We start from the raw sequence: 16,714 nt of genomic DNA, 5'->3' as shown, positions 1-16,714 counted from the left end.
CGGCTCATGGCACCCCAGGCTGGCTGGTGCAGGCCGCCAGGTCCTCCAGAAAGGCCTGCAGGATGGGCGGGCGCGACACTCCGCGCCGGGTCACCACTTCGAAGGGTGAGCTGAGGTTCAGCGTGCTGGCCCCCAGGCGACGCATTTCGCCCGTCTTGACCCACTGCTCGGCAAAGTGCTCGGGCAAAAAACCGATGTAGGCCCCGGAAATGATCAGGATCGCCGCTGCCTCGATGTTCTCCACCGTTGCGTCGGCCTTGGCGATGCCCAGTTGCTCCAGGTCGTACTGCTGCATGTAGCCACGCACCACGATACGGCTCTGGCGCACGTCTTCCATCAGCCGGCCGTTGGCTGCATTGCTGGCGAACAACGGGTGGCGCCGGCCACAGTAAAGCCCCAGGGCCTCGTCATACAGCGGCAGGTAGGACAAGCCAGCCACCCGTAGCGGGAAATGGCCGATGGCCAGGTGCAGCCTGCCATCCAGCACGCGCTCTTCGAGTTCTGCCGGGGCACCGATGTAGATGTGCAGGTGGGCATCGTGCCCGCGTGAAACAAAGCGCTGGGTGGTGCGCGGTAGCGGCGAGACGGGGTCGGTCAGGGTGGAGTCGATGATGCCCAGGTTGAGCTTGCCGCTGATGTGCTGCTTGAGCACGTCGGCGTCCAGGCAAAAGCTCTCCACGGCACTGAGCAAGCGCAAGGTTGCCTCATGGATCGCCACCCCTTGCTCGGTCAGGCGAAAGCCGCTGCGCCCGCGTTGGCACAGCTTGACCCCCAGGCGGGTTTCCAGGTGCGTCATCTGTTCGCTGATGGTCGACTGGCCGGCATTGAGTGCCGCCTGCGCGGCAGAAAAGCCGCCGCACCGGACGATAGTGGTGAATACCCTGAGCAGCTTCAGGTCGACATCGTGGAGCTGGATCACCTTAGCCTCCCGGCCGGGCCTCACATCGCCCGTGCTGATATGAGCGCCCGTGCATTGTTCTTGTTGCGCAAGCTAACCATGAGTGCCAGGCCGCTGCAATGCCTGGCGTTGCCCGCCCGTATCGCCTTCGGATACATCGGAAGGGGCGATGTATGTATCTGCACTTGCGCATTTTTCCCTGCCCCGGTGGTTGCCATAGTGGCTGCAACGGTGGTCGAGCAGTCGCCCCGTCTCCTGACATACAACAAGAAGTGGAGAAACCAGAACATGGCAAAACACGGTTATGAGTCCGGCCGCCTGAACCTGCCCTTCGTGGGCCATTGCACGTTCGCCAAGGCGCCGGTATGCACCGACTGGGAGGCTATCGACGCCGACGTGGCGATTTTGGGCGCGCCCAACGACATGGGCACCCAGTGGCGTTCAGGGGCGCGTTTCGGGCCGCGTGGCATTCGCGAGGCATCCACCCTGTTTTCCTTCGGCCATGCCGGTGCCTACGACTTCGAGGATGACGCCACCTACCTGACCGAAGACCAGGTGCGCATGGTCGATGTGGGCGATGCCGACATCGTGCACACCGACATGGTCAGCAGCAACGCCAACATCGAGGCGGCCGTCAGGCAGATCCTCGCAGCCGGCGCCATGCCGGTGGTACTGGGCGGTGACCATTCGGTGCATGCCCCGGTGATCAAGGCGTTCGAAGGCCACGGGCCGATCCACATCGTGCATTTCGATGCCCACCTGGACTTCGTCGACGAGCGCCATGGCGTGCGCTATGGCCACGGCAGCCCACTGCGCCGCGCCTCGGAGCTGGATCACATCGTCGGCATGACCCAGATGGGTATCCGCAACGTGTCGTCATCCAACCGCGACGACTACGACGCCGCTCGCGAGGCCGGCTCGCAGATTCTTTCGGTACGTGACGTACGCCGCCTGGGCTGCGAGGGGGTGCTGGCGAAAATCCCGGAAGGGCGCAACTACTACATCACCATCGACATCGACGGCTTCGACCCCTCCATTGCCCCTGGCACCGGCACGCCGAGCCATGGCGGGTTCCTTTACTACGAAGTACTGGAAATCATCCAGGCGCTGGCCAAGCGCAGCCACGGCCGCATTGTCGGTATGGACCTGGTCGAAGTGGCCCCGGCCTACGACCCCACCGGCATGACCTCGATCCTTGCCGCGCAACTGCTGATGAACAGCATCGGCTTCATTTTCCACGCGCGCGCCAAAGCCCGCTGACCCGGAGACTGTACTGTGGACAACAAGGTAAAAGCCTATTTGCAGGCCTTTGGTGTTAGCGAGGCGACCCAGCGCTTTCTCAGCAAGCCGCAGCGCATGTTCATTGGGGGTGCCTGGCTGGAAGCCAGCGACGGTGGCAGCGCCGAGGTGGTCGAGCCCTCTACCGAAGGGGTACTGACGCGCATCCCCATGGGTACCGCAGATGACCTTGACCGTGCGGTGCGCGCCGCGCGTGCGCAGTTCGACGGTGGCGCCTGGAGCCAGCTGAAACCGCTGGAGCGCGAACGCCTGATCCATCGCCTGGCCGACCTGATCGAAACCCACGGCGACGAACTGGCGCAGATCGAAGCCATCGACATGGGCAAGTCGGTGGTGCAGGCGCGTGCTGTCGACATTCAGGGCACGGTCGACACCCTGCGCTATTTCGCCGGTTGGGCCAGCAAGATTCATGGCCGCACCGTCGAGCCTTCGCTACCAGGCAATTACCTGGCATACACCCGCAAGGAAGCGGTAGGGGTGGTCGGCGCCATCGTGCCGTGGAATTTCCCGCTGCAAACCATGGCCTGGAAACTGGGCGCAGCGCTGGCCACCGGCTGCACCGTGGTGGTCAAGCCGGCGGAGCTGACCTCGCTGTCGGCATTGCGCTTTGCCGAACTGGTACAGGCGGCAGGCCTTCCCGACGGGGTGGTGAACATCGTGACCGGGCGCGGCAGCGTGGTCGGCCAGGCGATGTCCAGCCACCCGGGCATCGACAAGCTGAGCTTTACCGGCTCTACCCCGGTGGGTTGTACAGTGGGCAAGACGGCGATGGACCAGATGAAGCGCCTCACCCTCGAACTGGGCGGCAAGTCGCCAGTGATCGTGTTTGCCGACGCGGACATCGAGGCGGCGGCGCAAGCCGTGGCCAACGGCGTATTCTTCAATTCCGGGCAAGTGTGCGACGCCGGTACCCGTGCTTACATCGAGCGCAGTGTCTACCCGGCATTTCTCGAAGCGCTGGCGCGCTACACCGCGACGTTGAAGATCGCCCCGGGGCTCGACCCTGAGTGTTTCATCAGCCCCATGGTGTCGCAGCAACAGCAGCAGCGGGTGCTGGATTACATTGCTCTGGGCAAGGCTGAAGGCGCGCAGGTGCACTATGGCGGCGAGCCGCTGGACGGCCCGGGCTTTTACGTGCAGCCGACAATCTTCGCCCACTGCCGCAACGACATGCGCATCGTCAGCGAGGAAATCTTTGGCCCGGTGCTGGTCACCCAGCCGTTCGATACCCAGGAGCAGGCCCTGGCCCTGGCCAACGACTCGCTGTTCGGCCTGGCCGCGGCGATCTACTCCAACGACCTGGGCAGGGTGCACGGGCTGATCCCGCAGTTGCGGGCCGGTACCGTGTACGTCAACGCCCACAGCACCCTCGACCCGGCCATGCCGTTCGGTGGCTACAAGCAGTCGGGCTATGGCAAGGACCTGGGCGCGGAACAACTGGAGTTTCTGCTGGAGACCAAGGCGGTCTGGATCACCTTGCCCTGAGGTTCAGGGCCTGTCTGCGTCGCTGAGGTTTGGCGAGCGACGCAGGTTCAATCAAGCATCGAATTTCAAGAACAAGAACCTGTCGAGGTGATGCCGATGAACAGCCAAGTGGATGTGGAGCGTGCGCAGGACCTGGAAAGGCGCCTGTGCGCCTACGAGGAATTGGAGAAGCGTGTGCAGTGGCCGGGCGCCTTGACGGCGGCTGACGTGGTTGCACTTACCCTGCTGGTGCTGGTGATGATTGCTGGCGCGTACTACCTGGGAGGCCAGCCATGAGCGCCTCCCGCGAGCAGGAGTTTCGCCTGGGTGCGGAACGTGGCGACACCCCCTTGCTACCCGGTGAGCGGGTCTGGGGCTTCTGGGGCTTTGCCTACGCCAACTCGGCGCTGGCGGTGGCCACCTGGGTGTTCCTGATCGGCGGCGCCACGGCGCTGTTCGTCGGGCCCTTGCAAGGGATTGCGGCGATCATCATCGGCAACATTATCGGCGTGGTGCTGGCTGCCTCGTCCACCTGTCTGCCCTGTGGCAAGTACGGCGTCGAGCAGTTCACCTTCCTGCGCAGCATGTTCGGCCTCAATGGCAGCCGCCTGGTCTACTTCCTCTCGGTGGTGGTGCTGACCATGGGGTGGCTGGCGGTGCTTGGGCTGATGTGCGGGCGGGCGCTGGACAACCTCGAGACCCTGGTGCAACAGCGCCAGCCCGGCGCAGACGGTTGGCTGGTAACCGCCGGGGCTTTGCTGGCCATTGTGCTGGCGGCCCTGGTTGCCATGCGCGGGCCGGACATGATCCGCCGCCTGAGTGCGGTGATCGCACCCAGCCTGATCCTGATCATGCTGGCACTGATGTACTTCATTTCCCGGCGCTACAGCCTCGACGAACTGCTGGCCATGCCGCCCTTGCAGCCACCCTTCGAGAACCCGCACGTCAACTTCATGGTCGCGGTGGAAATCAACATTGCTGCGGGCTTTTCGTGGTGGCCCTACATCGGCAACCTGTCGCGCCTGTGCAGCAACCAGCGTACGGCCTTCTGGCCCAACCTGGTGGGCATCTTCGGCGCCGCTTCGCTGGGTGAGTCGGTCAGCCTGTTCGCGGCCACCACCCTGGGCAGCAGCGACCCCACGGCGTGGATGCGCCTGGCCGGTGGCATGGGCTTCGGTATCATCGCCTTGAGTTTCCTGGCGCTGGCGAACCTGACCGGCATGGTCAACATCCTCTACACCGCAGTGATCGGCTTGCGCCAGCTGGCAGGCGAACGCCTGCGCAGTGTGGGTTGGGGGGTGTTGATCGCGCTGTTCTGCATCATCCCGGTGGTTATCGTGGTGTTGCTGCCGGGGATCTACGATGGCTTCTTCATCTTCCTGGTGTGGACCTCCGCCCTTAACAGCGCCCTGGCCGGTATCGGCATCGCCGATTACTTCGTCCTGCGCAAGCAACGCCTGAACCTGCGGCATATCTACGCCGAACAGAGCGTGTCGCCCTTGCGCTACTGCAAAGGCTTCAACCCCGTCGCGCTGGTGGCGCTGGTGGCGGGCTTTGCGGTCTACGTGGTGGTGTTCAACCCGCAAACCCTGGCCCATACCGACTTCTTCACCTTCGCCACGGCCTCGCTACCGTCCTGCCTGCTGGCCGGGCTGGTGCACTACGGCCTGACCCGACTGCTGGCAGCACGCCTGGGTTGGGGCGGCTACCCAAAGCGTAACGCACGCAATATCGAGGCCGTAGGCCTTCGCGCACAGGACTAGAACAATGACCAAGCGATACGACTACATCATCATCGGTGCGGGCTCGGCCGGCTGCGTGTTGGCCAACCGCCTCAGCGAAGACGCCGGTACTTCGGTACTGGTACTGGAGTTCGGCGGCAGCGACCGCAGCGTGCTGATCCAGATGCCCAGTGCGTTCTCCTTGCCGATGAACACCAAAAAATACAACTGGCACTACGAGACCGTGGCCGAGCCGCACCTCGACAACCGGCGCCTGCACTGCCCACGGGGCAAGGTGCTGGGCGGTTCGTCGTCGATCAATGGCCTGGTGTACATCCGTGGCCATGCCTGTGACTTCGATGAGTGGGAAAGCCTGGGCGCGAAAAACTGGAGCTACCGCAATTGCCTGCCGTATTTCAAACGTGCCGAGCAATACAAATTCGGTGGTGACGACTACCGGGGCGGGGCGGGGCCGCTGTCGACCAACAACGGCAACAACATGAAAAACCCGCTGTACGGTGCCTGGATCGAAGCCGGTGCCGAGGCCGGCTACATCAAGACCGACGACTGCAACGGCTACATGCAGGAAGGCTTTGGTGCCATGCACATGACGGTGAAGGATGGCGTGCGCTGGTCCACCGCCAATGCCTACCTGCGCCCGGCCATGAGCCGGCCGAACCTGACCGTGATCACCCATGCCATGACCCGGCGCATCTTGCTGGAGGGCAAGCGGGCGGTGGGCGTGGAGTACGACCAGGGCGGGCAGACGCACAAAGTCATGTGCAACCGCGAGGTGCTGGTGGCGTCTGGCCCGATCGGTTCGCCGCACTTGCTGCAGCGCTCCGGCATCGGCCCGGCTGCGGTGCTGAAAAACGCCGGTATCGAGGTGCGCCACGACTTGCCTGGGGTGGGCGAGAACCTGCAGGACCACTCGGAAATCTACATCCAGTATGCGTGCAAGGAGCCGGTAACCCTCAACGGCAAGATGAACCTGTTGGGCAAGGCCCTGATCGGCTTGCGCTGGTTGCTGTTCAAGGACGGCCTGGGGGCCAGCAACCACTTCGAGGCGGGCGGCTTCATCCGTTCGTCCAAGGGCCTGCGCTGGCCGGACATCCAGTTTCACTTCCTGCCAGCGGCCATGCGCTACGACGGCGACAAGCCCTTCAAGGGGCATGGTTTCATGGTGCTGACCGGGCCCAACAAGCCCAAGAGCCGGGGCCATGTGCGGGCGTTGTCGGCCGACCCTTACCAGCACCCGCAAATCCGCTTCAACTACCTGGCGAGCGAAGAGGACCGCGAGGGCTTCCGCCGCTGTGTGCGGCTGACCCGCGAGATCATCGCCCAGCCGGCCATGGACCGCTACCGCGGCGAAGAGCTGGCGCCGGGGCCGCAGGTGCAGACCGACGAAGAAATCGACGCCTTCGTGCGCGCCAACATGGAAAGCACCATGCACCCGTGCGGCTCGTGCCGCATGGGCGAGGATGACATGGCAGTGGTGGACTCTGCGTTGCGTGTACACGGCTTGCAGGGGCTACGGGTGATCGACTCCTCGGTGTTCCCGAGCGAGCCCAATGGCAACCTCAACGCCCCGACCATCATGCTGGCCGAGCGCGCCGCCGACCTGGTGCGCGGGCGCCAGCCGCTGGCACCGGCTGATGTGCCGGTTGGCATGGTGGAGGGCTGGGAGGAGCAACAACGTAGCCGCAAGCCGGTGCGCGAGATGCCTGTCCGGTAAACTACCGGTTGACGCGGTCAATGTGGGAGCGGCCTTGTGTCGCGAAAGGGCTGCAAAGCAGCCCCAGGATTTCAGCGCAGAAGCACAAATTGCTAGGGCTGCTTTGCAGCCCTTTCGCGACACAAGGCCGCTCTCACAGAGGCCAGTCCAGGCCATGAGATTGGACTGAATGCGCTCCATTGGAATGATTTCGATACAGGGGGTGCAAGTACAGCGCTGGCGATGCCTGGGGCAGCACAACGGCCTGATTGACGCAAATAGATGGAGTGACTTCTTTACAGCCGGTCCAGCCCTTTTCGCCAGAACCCCTCTAACTCGCAGTATTTGCGCTTGGCACAGACCTTGCTCCCCCACCTTGCACTCGCTCGGCACTGAACGTTGTTCATCCGGTCCCGAGGGTTGAACTTGTGACGTTATAAAAACAATTAAACCAGCAAGGTACATAACAATGACTAACTTGCCGCACGGTCACTGCCCGCCTGAAGGTGACGCACACGCACTCAAACGCAACCTGTCCAACCGCCATATCCAGCTGATCGCCATCGGCGGTGCCATCGGCACCGGCCTGTTCATGGGCTCTGGCAAGACCATCAGCCTGGCTGGGCCTTCCATCATCTTTGTCTACATGATCATCGGCTTCATGCTGTTCTTCGTCATGCGCGCAATGGGCGAGCTGTTGCTGTCCAACTTGCAATACAAATCGTTCATCGACTTTGCTGCTGACCTGCTAGGGCCGTGGGCGGGGTTCTTTACCGGCTGGACCTACTGGTTCTGCTGGATTGTCACCGGCATTGCCGATGTGATTGCCATTTCTGCCTATACACAATTCTGGTTCCCCGACATGCCATTGTGGATACCGGCGCTGACCTGCGTGGGGCTGTTGCTGACGTTGAACCTGATGACCGTCAAGATGTTCGGGGAAATGGAGTTCTGGTTCGCCATGATCAAGATCGTGGCCATTTGCGCGCTGGTCTGCACCGGCTTCTACATGGTGGCGGCGGCCTATCAGTCGCCGGCCGGGCATGCCGCAGCGCTGGCCAACCTGTGGAACGACGGCGGGATGTTCCCCCACGGCGCCATGGGCTTTTTCGCGGGCTTTCAGATAGCGGTGTTTGCCTTCGTCGGCATCGAGCTGGTGGGTACGACCGCGGCCGAAACCAAGAACCCGGAGCGCAACCTGCCGCGGGCGATCAACTCGATTCCGGTGCGCATCATCGTGTTCTATGTGCTGGCGCTGATCGCCATCATGGCCGTTACCCCGTGGCGTGAAGTGGTGGCCAACAAGAGCCCCTTCGTCGAGTTGTTCGTGCTGGCCGGCCTGCCGGCAGCCGCAGGCATCATCAACTTCGTGGTACTGACCTCGGCCATGTCGTCGGCCAACAGCGGCGTGTTCTCGACCAGCCGCATGCTTTACGGCCTGGCGATGGACGGTGATGCGCCTGGCAAGTTCGGCGCACTGTCCCGCCGTGCCGTGCCCTCCAATGGCCTGATCTTCTCGTGTATGTGCCTGACCGGCGGGGCGCTGGTGATCTACCTGGTGCCGAACATGCTCGATGCCTTCACCCTGATTACCACGGTATCGGCACTGCTGTTCATGTTTGTCTGGTCGATCATCCTGCTGTCGTACCTGGCGTACCGCAAGCAGCGCGACCCGTTGCACCAGGCGTCGAAGTACAAGATGCCGGGCGGCACCGTGATGTGCCGGGTATGCCTGGCGTTCTTCGCCTGCATCCTGGCATTGCTGGCATTGGAGGCCGACACCCGCATGGCGTTGTACCTGGTGCCGGTGTGGTTTGCCGTGCTGGGCCTGGCGTACCGGTCCATCCGCCAGAAAAAACAGGCGACGGCGCAGTTGTCGTTTGACGCTGATTGACCGGCCCATTCATGTGTTGCCCAAGGGGACGGCGCGCTGCGCTGTCCCCTTGTTGTCTTGTTGCCAAACAGGGATTTTGGCTGAGGAGCTTAGATGAGAATCCACGTCAATTTTGTCGACCGTGTCGGCATCACCCAGGAAATCCTGTCGCTGCTCGGGGCGCGCAACCTCAACCTGGACGCGGTGGAAATGATTCCGCCGAATGTCTACATCGATGCCCCGACGCTGTCCCCGGTCGTGCTGGATGAACTGTATGCCGCCTTGTTGGGGGTGGACGGTGTGCAGGAGGTGTCGCTGGTCGACTTCCTGCCCGGCCACCGCCGGCGCTTGCAGCTGGAGGCCTTGCTGGCCGCCATGAGCGACCCGGTGCTGGCAGTGGACCCCACTGGCCATGTGCTGCTGGCCAACCCGACGCTGGTCAGCCTGGTGGGCCACGAGCCGGCGGGTGAGCCGTTGAGCAAGCTGTTTGCCGAGCCGAACCTGGCGCAGAACCTGATCGACAAGGGTTTTCGCCTGCCCATGTGCGAGGTGAGCTTTCAGGACCAGTCCCTGCTGCTGGAGGCCACGCCCATCAGCGGCGGCGGCGAAGGCCTGGTGGGGGGCTTGCTGACCCTGTACCCACCCAGCCGCATCGGCGAGCGCCTGGCCTCGCTGCTGCATGACAACGGTGAAGGGCTTGGGGCGTTGCTGGGGGAATCGGCCGCGCTGCAGGCGCTCAAGGCGCGCTTGCACAAAGTGGCGAGCCTGGAGGCGCCGTTGCTGATCCAGGGCGAGACCGGTACGGGCAAGGAGCTGGTGGCCCGTGCCTGCCATGCGCTCAGTGCCCGGCACGATACGTCATTCCTGGCGCTGAACTGCGCAGCGCTGCCCGAAAGCCTGGCCGAAAGCGAGCTGTTCGGCTACGCCGCCGGCGCCTTCACCGGCGCCCAGCGCGGTGGCAAGCCGGGCCTGTTGGAGCTGGCCGATGGCGGTACGGTGTTTCTCGATGAAGTGGGCGAGATGTCGCCCTACCTGCAGGCCAAGCTGCTGCGCTTTCTCAACGACGGCAGTTTTCGCCGGGTGGGGGGTGGCAACGAGGTGCGGGTGAATGTGCGGGTGGTCTGTGCCACCCACCGTAACCTGGAAAACATGGTGATGGAGGGCAGTTTTCGCGAAGACCTGTACTACCGGCTGAACGTGCTCAACCTGAAGGTGCCGCCCCTGCGCGAGCGCGGCAAGGACATTCTGCTGCTGGCCGAACATTTCCTGCGCCAGGCCTGTGCGCAGATACAGCGCTCACCCTGCCGGCTGGCGTTGGCCACCCATCCGCTGCTGCTGGGCAATCGCTGGTCAGGCAATGTGCGCCAGTTGCAGAACGTGATTTTCCGCGCAGCAGCCATCAGCGAAGGCGAGGTGATCGACTGCGACGACCTGGAACTGGCCGGCACCGCATTGAGTAGTCAGCAGGCCGAGGGGGCGGAAATCGTCAGCCTGGAGGCCGCCGTGCAGGCCTTTGAAAAGGCCTTGCTGGAGAACTTGTACCAGAGCTACCCCTCGACCCGGCAACTGGCCGTGCGGCTGCAGACTTCCCACACGGCCATCGGTCAGCGCCTGCGCAAGTACGGCATCGCCAGCCGCGTCTCGTAGCTGACCCGGTTCGAATGCGCTCCACTGGAGTGATTGCGCTCCGTTTTGCTGTGGAGCCCGCATCCAGTGGCGGGCCCCACAATCGATGATTGCCGGGCGCTGGCGGTGGAGCGAATACGCTCCGCTGCAGGTACTTCGAAACGTTCGATCGCATGCTCCAAGCTACTGATAAATATAGAAAATACTGAGTTGGCATCGCCCTTGCTCTTGTATCTGGCAGTCCCGCACTGGGACCCACCCGATAACAAGAGAGGAACGTCCATGAGCACTCTGCGTTTTACGCCCGAACACGAATGGCTGCGTCTGGAGGCGACCGGCGAGCTGACCGTCGGCATCACCAGCTATGCCCAGCAGGCGCTGGGTGACGTGGTGTTCGTGCAACTGCCGGAGCCTGGCGAGTACGGGGAAGGCAATGAAGTCGCGGTGCTCGAGTCGGTAAAGGCCGCCAGCAACATCACCATGCCGGTGAAAGGCACGGTGGTGGCGGTTAACCAGGCACTGGCCGACGACCCTGAGCTGATCAACGCCTCGCCCATGCAGGACGGCTGGTTCTTCCGTATCCAGGCCAGCAACCCTGCTGACCTCGATAGCCTGATGGACCAGGACGGCTACGACCGCTTCCTGGCCGACAACGCCTGAACCGGGGTGGCCGCCATGAACAACCCGTGTATCCCGCTGGGCACGCTTGATGAATTTGTTGCCCGTCACATTGGCCCGCGCGAAGGCGATATCGCGGCCATGCTGGCGCTGACCGGCCATGATTCGCTCGACGCGCTGGTCGACAGCGTCATCCCCGCCAGCATAAAAGGCAGCAGTGTGCTCACGCTGACCCCGGGGCAGGGCGAGGCAGAGGCGCTGGCCGCACTCAAGGCGATTGCCGCGAACAACCAGCTGTATCGCAACCACATCGGCCAGGGCTATTACCCTTGCCATACCCCGGCTCCGATTCTGCGCAACCTGCTGGAGAACCCGGCCTGGTACACCGCGTATACCCCGTACCAGCCGGAAATTTCCCAAGGCCGCCTGGAAGCACTGCTGAACTTCCAGACCCTGATCAGCGACCTGACCGGTATGGAAATCGCCAACGCCTCGTTGCTCGATGAAGCCACCGCTGCCGCCGAGGCCATGACCTTCTGCAAGCGCCTTGCGAAGAACAAAGCCCCGGCGTTCTTCGCCTCCCGCCATTGCCACCCGCAAACCCTCGATGTGTTGCTTACCCGTGCGCGGCCACTGGGTATCGAGGTGGTCATCGGTGATGAGGCGGCGCTGGAGGGCCAACCCCTGGACGGCTATTTCGGCCTGCTGTTGCAGTACCCGGCCAGTACCGGTGCAATTGTCGATCACCGCGCCCTGGTGCAACGCGCCCATGCAGCGGGCGCGCTGGTTTCGGTATCCGCAGACCTGCTGGCCCTGACGTTGCTGGCGCCCCCGGGGGAGTGGGGCGCAGACGTGGTCATCGGCAGTGCCCAGCGCTTTGGTGTGCCACTGGGTTTCGGCGGCCCGCATGCGGCGTACTTTGCCACCCGCGATGCGTTCAAGCGCGACATGCCCGGCCGCCTGGTCGGCGTGTCCATCGACCGCTTCGGCAAACCGGCACTGCGCCTGGCCATGCAGACGCGCGAGCAACATATCCGCCGCGAGAAAGCCACCAGCAACATCTGCACCGCACAAGTGCTGCTGGCCAACATCGCCAGCATGTATGCGGTTTACCACGGCCCCCGAGGCCTGGCACAGATCGCCCGGCGGGTGCATCGCCTGACGGCGATCCTGGTGCAGGGTTTGCGCCAGCTTGGGCATCATGTCGAACAGGCGCACTTCTTCGACACCGTCAGCGTGGTAACCGCCAGGCCGTTGGCCGATGTGCTGGCGGCGGCCAACGCTGCCCGGCTGAACCTGCGCCTGATCGACGACGTTCGGGTTGGCGTCGCGCTGGATGAAACCTGCGAGCAGGAGAGCGTCGAGGCCCTGTGGCAGGTGTTCGCGGGCGCCGGGCAGGCGCTTCCGGAGTTCGCCGCTTTGGCTGCCGACGGTGCCGATTGCCTGCCGTCGGTGCTGCTGCGTGACACGCATTACCTGCAGCACCCGGTGTTCAACCGTTATCACTCTGAAACCGGGCTGATGCGCTACCTGCGTCGCCTGGGCGACAAGGACCTGGCCCTGGACCGCAGCATGATCGCCCTGGGCTCATGCACCATGAAGCTCAACGCTGCCAGCGAGATGATCCCGATTACCTGGCCCGAGTTCGGCGCCCTGCACCCGTTCGCCCCGGCCAGCCAATCGCTGGGCTACCGTCAACTGACCGATGAGCTGGAGGCCATGCTGTGTGCGGCCACCGGGTATGACGCCATGTCGTTGCAGCCCAATGCCGGGTCCCAGGGCGAGTACGCCGGCCTGCTGGCCATACGCGCCTACCACGCCAGCCGTGGCGAGGCCGGGCGTGATGTGTGCCTGATCCCGTCGTCGGCCCATGGCACCAACCCGGCCACGGCGCAGATGGCCGGCATGCAGGTGGTGGTGGTCAACTGCGATGAGCGCGGCAATGTCGATGTGACCGACCTGCAGCACAAGGCCGAGCAACACAAGGCCAAGCTGGCGGCCCTGATGATTACCTACCCCTCGACCCATGGTGTGTTTGAAGACGGCATCACGCGAATCTGCGACATCATTCATGCGTGTGGCGGCCAGGTGTACCTGGACGGCGCGAACATGAACGCCATGGTCGGGCTGTGTGCGCCCGGCAAGTTCGGTGGCGATGTGTCGCACCTGAACCTGCACAAGACCTTCTGCATTCCCCACGGTGGCGGCGGCCCCGGCGTCGGTCCGATCGGCGTCAAGGCACACCTGGCGCCGTTTCTGCCGGGGCACGGCCACCTGCCCAAGCAGCAGGGTGCGGTCAGCGCGGCGCCGTATGGCAGTGCCAGTATCTTGCCGATCACCTGGATGTACATCCGCATGATGGGCGGGGCAGGGCTCAAGCGTGCCTCGCAGCTGGCGATCCTCAGTGCCAACTACATTGCCCGGCGCCTGGAAGAGCACTACCCGGTGCTGTACACCGGCGAGAACGGCCTGGTGGCCCACGAGTGCATTCTTGACCTGCGCCCGCTCAAGGACAGCAGCGGCATTGGCGTCGAGGATGTGGCCAAACGGCTGATCGACTTTGGCTTCCATGCCCCGACCATGTCCTTCCCGGTGGCCGGCACGCTGATGGTCGAGCCGACCGAGAGCGAGTCCAAGGAGGAACTCGACCGCTTCTGCGCCGCGATGATCTGCATCCGAGAAGAAATTCGCGCGGTGGAAAACGGGACCCTGGACGCGCTCGACAACCCGTTGAAGAACGCCCCGCACACTGCCAGCGAACTGGTCGGTGAATGGGCCCACAGCTATAGCCGGGAACTGGCGGTGTACCCGCTTGCCGACCTGCGCGAGAGCAAGTATTGGCCGCCGGTGGGGCGCGTGGACAACGTTTACGGCGACCGCAACCTGGCCTGCGCCTGCCCGCCGCTGTCGAGCTATCAAGACGCCTGACCCTGCTGACCCGGAGCCGCTCCGGGCCATATTTGCCGACCAGACAATCAAGGAATCACACCCATGTTCCATAAAAGCCTGACCCTGTCCGATTTCGACCCTGCGCTGTCCGGGGCCATCCGCCGCGAAGTGCAACGCCAGGAAGACCACATCGAGCTGATCGCTTCGGAAAACTACACCAGCCCGCAGGTGATGCAGGCCCAAGGGACCGAACTGACCAACAAGTACGCCGAAGGCTACCCCGGCAAGCGTTATTACGGTGGCTGCGAGCATGTCGACGTGGTCGAGCAGTTGGCCATCGACCGCGCAAAACAACTGTTCGGTGCGGGTTATGCCAACGTCCAGCCGCATTCTGGCTCCCAGGCCAACGCTGCGGTCTACCTGGCCTTGCTGCAAGCCGGCGACACCCTGTTGGGCATGAGCCTGGCGCATGGCGGCCACCTGACCCACGGTGCCAAGGTGTCGTCCTCGGGCAAGCTGTACAACGCTGTGCAATATGGCATCGATGCCAACGGCATGATCGACTACGACGACGTCGAGCGCCTGGCCGTCGAGCACCAGCCGAAGATGATTGTGGCGGGCTTCTCGGCCTATTCGAAAACCCTCGACTTCCCGCGTTTTCGGCAGATCGCCGACAAGGTCGGGGCCTACCTGTTCGTCGACATGGCCCACGTCGCCGGGCTGGTAGCGGCGGGGTTGTACCCCAACCCGCTGCCGTATGCCGACGTGGTCACCACCACCACCCACAAGACCCTGCGCGGGCCACGTGGTGGCCTGATTCTGGCCAAGGCGGACCCGGAGCTTGAGAAAAAGCTCAATTCGGCGGTGTTCCCGGGCGGGCAGGGCGGGCCGCTGATGCACGTGATCGCGGCCAAGGCGGTGTGCTTCAAGGAAGCTTTGGAGCCTGGCTTCAGGGACTACCAGCGCCAGGTCATCAGCAACGCCCAGGCCATGGCACAGGTGTTCATGCAGCGGGGCTTCGACGTGGTTTCAGGCGGCACCGACAACCACCTGTTCCTGGTCAGCCTGATCCGCCAGGGCATTACCGGCAAGGACGCCGATGCTGCGCTGGGGCGTGCGCACATCACGGTGAACAAGAACGCCGTGCCCAACGACCCGCAGTCGCCGTTCGTGACCTCGGGCCTGCGCATCGGCACCCCGGCGGTGACGACCCGTGGCTTTAAGGAAGCGGAGTGCCGTGCCCTGGCGAGCTGGATCTGCGACATCCTCGACCACCTCGGTGATGCTGACGTCGAGGCCCATGTGGCGGGCCAGGTCTCTGAATTGTGCAAGCTGTTCCCGGTATATCCGGCCTAGCAAATGGGGCCGCTCTGCGGCCCTTCGCGGGCTTGCCCGCGAAGGCTGCAAAGCAGCCCCTGTGATGCTGTCGGTCAATATCAGCCCAGAGCCAGGAGCCAGCCATGCCAACCGAACAACTGCAACACACACCACCGCGCCCGCAGCCGTTGCAGGCCGGGGTAAAACTGCGCGGCGCCGAAAAGGTGGCGCGTATCCCGGTGAAAATCCTCCCCACCGAGGATGTGCCACGCAAGCCCGACTGGATCCGCGTGGCCATCCCTACCACGCCTGAGGTAGCGCGGGTCAAGGCCCTGCTGCGCAAGCACAAGCTGCACAGCGTGTGCGAGGAAGCCGCCTGCCCGAACCTGGGCGAGTGCTTCTCTGGCGGCACGGCGACATTCATGATCATGGGCGACATCTGCACCCGGCGGTGCCCGTTCTGCGACGTCGGCCATGGTCGGCCCAGGCCGCTGGACGTCGACGAGCCGAAGAACCTGGCCATCGCCATCGCCGACCTGGGCCTGAAGTACGTGGTGATCACTTCGGTGGACCGTGACGACCTGCGCGATGGCGGCGCCGGGCATTTTGCCGATTGCCTGCGCGAGATCCGCAGGCTGTCGCCGGGCATTCAGCTGGAAACCCTGGTGCCCGATTACCGCGGGCGCATGGAGGTGGCCCTGGCCATCACCGGGCAGGAACCGCCAGACGTGTTCAACCACAACCTCGAAACCGTGCCGCGCCTGTACAAGGCGGCCCGGCCGGGCTCGGATTTCGAGTGGTCGCTGGACCTGCTGGAGCGCTTCAAGCAACAGGTACCGAGGGTGCCGACCAAGTCCGGGCTGATGCTCGGCCTGGGCGAAACTGATGAAGAAGTGATCGAAGTGATGCAGCGCATGCGTGAGCATCAGGTCGACATGCTGACGTTGGGGCAGTACTTGCAGCCGTCACGCAGCCACCTGCCGGTGCAGCGCTTTGTGCACCCGGACACCTTTGCCTGGTTTGCCGAGCAGGGCTTGGCAATGGGGTTCAGAAACGTGGCGTCCGGGCCACTGGTGCGTTCGTCCTACCATGCTGACCAGCAGGTGCAGTGAGCGGAACGGGTCGTTGCCGGTTGAGCGTTGTGCGCTGATCGGGGTAAAGAAAAGGGAGGGAATTCAAAGTTGGCATGAAAATCTCATGTACAGCGCTTGGCATGCGATTTTCGTAACCTTGCGTTCACCCTCCATGGACAAAAACAACAGGGGGCTTACATGAGTTGTCTGATTTGCGCAGGG

Annotated in this window: 12 protein-coding genes; 11 read left to right on the top strand and 1 reads right to left on the bottom strand. The window is 63.7% G+C overall.

The genetic code is table 11. From position 1 onward, the window contains the following. Positions 1 to 4 precede the first annotated feature (4 nt). Positions 5 to 919 (bottom strand): LysR family transcriptional regulator, encoded by a 915-nt coding sequence (locus tag LU684_RS04075; protein WP_095114916.1) that lies wholly within the window; start codon positions 917 to 919, stop codon positions 5 to 7. A gap of 267 nt (positions 920 to 1,186) precedes the next feature. On the opposite strand from LU684_RS04075, the gene speB reads away from it, so the two are divergent. The 11 genes from speB to lipA all read left to right on the top strand — a co-directional run bounded on the left by speB (position 1,187) and on the right by lipA (position 16,531). Beyond that, positions 1,187 to 2,158 carry an agmatinase gene (speB, locus tag LU684_RS04070; RefSeq protein WP_016486208.1) on the top strand — a complete coding sequence of 324 codons (972 nt, stop codon included), beginning with the start codon at positions 1,187 to 1,189 and terminating at the stop codon, positions 2,156 to 2,158. Between the two features lie 15 nt (positions 2,159 to 2,173). Continuing rightward, positions 2,174 to 3,682 (top strand): aldehyde dehydrogenase family protein, encoded by a 1,509-nt coding sequence (locus LU684_RS04065; protein ID WP_016486209.1) that lies wholly within the window; start codon positions 2,174 to 2,176, stop codon positions 3,680 to 3,682. A gap of 96 nt (positions 3,683 to 3,778) precedes the next feature. Next, positions 3,779 to 3,958 carry a hypothetical protein gene (locus tag LU684_RS04060; protein ID WP_016500197.1) on the top strand — a complete coding sequence of 60 codons (180 nt, stop codon included), beginning with the start codon at positions 3,779 to 3,781 and terminating at the stop codon, positions 3,956 to 3,958. Beyond that, positions 3,955 to 5,424, top strand: coding sequence for a cytosine permease (locus LU684_RS04055; RefSeq protein WP_232894164.1), 1,470 nt, complete (start codon positions 3,955 to 3,957; stop codon positions 5,422 to 5,424). Before LU684_RS04060 ends, LU684_RS04055 begins: the two co-directional genes overlap by 4 nt. A 4-nt stretch (positions 5,425 to 5,428) precedes the next feature. Beyond that, a complete protein-coding gene (betA, locus tag LU684_RS04050) occupies positions 5,429 to 7,117 on the top strand; it encodes a choline dehydrogenase (protein WP_016486212.1) in 1,689 nt (562 codons plus the stop codon). Between the two features lie 448 nt (positions 7,118 to 7,565). After that, positions 7,566 to 8,990 (top strand): D-serine/D-alanine/glycine transporter, encoded by a 1,425-nt coding sequence (gene cycA, locus LU684_RS04045; RefSeq protein ID WP_016486213.1) that lies wholly within the window; start codon positions 7,566 to 7,568, stop codon positions 8,988 to 8,990. A 93-nt stretch (positions 8,991 to 9,083) separates the two neighbouring features. Further along, the gene (locus LU684_RS04040) at positions 9,084 to 10,616 is read left to right on the top strand and encodes a sigma-54-dependent transcriptional regulator (protein WP_232894163.1); all 1,533 of its coding nucleotides are present in this window, start codon (positions 9,084 to 9,086) and stop codon (positions 10,614 to 10,616) included. A gap of 261 nt (positions 10,617 to 10,877) precedes the next feature. Beyond that, positions 10,878 to 11,255, top strand: a complete 378-nt coding sequence (gcvH, locus tag LU684_RS04035) for a glycine cleavage system protein GcvH (protein ID WP_023047041.1) — start codon at positions 10,878 to 10,880, stop codon at positions 11,253 to 11,255. Between the two features lie 15 nt (positions 11,256 to 11,270). Continuing rightward, positions 11,271 to 14,141: an aminomethyl-transferring glycine dehydrogenase gene (gene gcvP, locus LU684_RS04030; RefSeq protein ID WP_060516791.1), complete on the top strand. Its 2,871-nt coding sequence runs from the start codon at positions 11,271 to 11,273 to the stop codon at positions 14,139 to 14,141. A gap of 63 nt (positions 14,142 to 14,204) precedes the next feature. After that, a complete protein-coding gene (glyA, locus tag LU684_RS04025) occupies positions 14,205 to 15,458 on the top strand; it encodes a serine hydroxymethyltransferase (protein ID WP_016486217.1) in 1,254 nt (417 codons plus the stop codon). Between the two features lie 104 nt (positions 15,459 to 15,562). Then, positions 15,563 to 16,531: a lipoyl synthase gene (gene lipA / locus LU684_RS04020; RefSeq protein WP_016486218.1), complete on the top strand. Its 969-nt coding sequence runs from the start codon at positions 15,563 to 15,565 to the stop codon at positions 16,529 to 16,531. Positions 16,532 to 16,714: the final 183 nt, after the last annotated feature.

This window comes from Pseudomonas sp. NMI542_15 (genome assembly GCF_021283425.1).
Classification (GTDB): domain Bacteria; phylum Pseudomonadota; class Gammaproteobacteria; order Pseudomonadales; family Pseudomonadaceae; genus Aquipseudomonas; species Aquipseudomonas fortuita.
The sequence above is the reverse complement of the archived record's forward strand: the minus strand, read 5'-3'. Positions and strand labels throughout refer to the sequence as shown.

What these genes read in the sequence shown, in the direction of transcription:
- speB (WP_016486208.1), top strand. Translation starts at nt 1,187, where the DNA reads ATGGCAAAACACGGTTATGAGTCCGGCCGCCTGAACCTGCCCTTCGTG.
- LU684_RS04060 (WP_016500197.1), top strand. Translation starts at nt 3,779, where the DNA reads ATGAACAGCCAAGTGGATGTGGAGCGTGCGCAGGACCTGGAAAGGCGC.
- LU684_RS04055 (WP_232894164.1), top strand. Translation starts at nt 3,955, where the DNA reads ATGAGCGCCTCCCGCGAGCAGGAGTTTCGCCTGGGTGCGGAACGTGGC.
- betA (WP_016486212.1), top strand. Translation starts at nt 5,429, where the DNA reads ATGACCAAGCGATACGACTACATCATCATCGGTGCGGGCTCGGCCGGC.
- cycA (WP_016486213.1), top strand. Translation starts at nt 7,566, where the DNA reads ATGACTAACTTGCCGCACGGTCACTGCCCGCCTGAAGGTGACGCACAC.
- LU684_RS04040 (WP_232894163.1), top strand. Translation starts at nt 9,084, where the DNA reads ATGAGAATCCACGTCAATTTTGTCGACCGTGTCGGCATCACCCAGGAA.
- gcvH (WP_023047041.1), top strand. Translation starts at nt 10,878, where the DNA reads ATGAGCACTCTGCGTTTTACGCCCGAACACGAATGGCTGCGTCTGGAG.
- gcvP (WP_060516791.1), top strand. Translation starts at nt 11,271, where the DNA reads ATGAACAACCCGTGTATCCCGCTGGGCACGCTTGATGAATTTGTTGCC.
- glyA (WP_016486217.1), top strand. Translation starts at nt 14,205, where the DNA reads ATGTTCCATAAAAGCCTGACCCTGTCCGATTTCGACCCTGCGCTGTCC.
- lipA (WP_016486218.1), top strand. Translation starts at nt 15,563, where the DNA reads ATGCCAACCGAACAACTGCAACACACACCACCGCGCCCGCAGCCGTTG.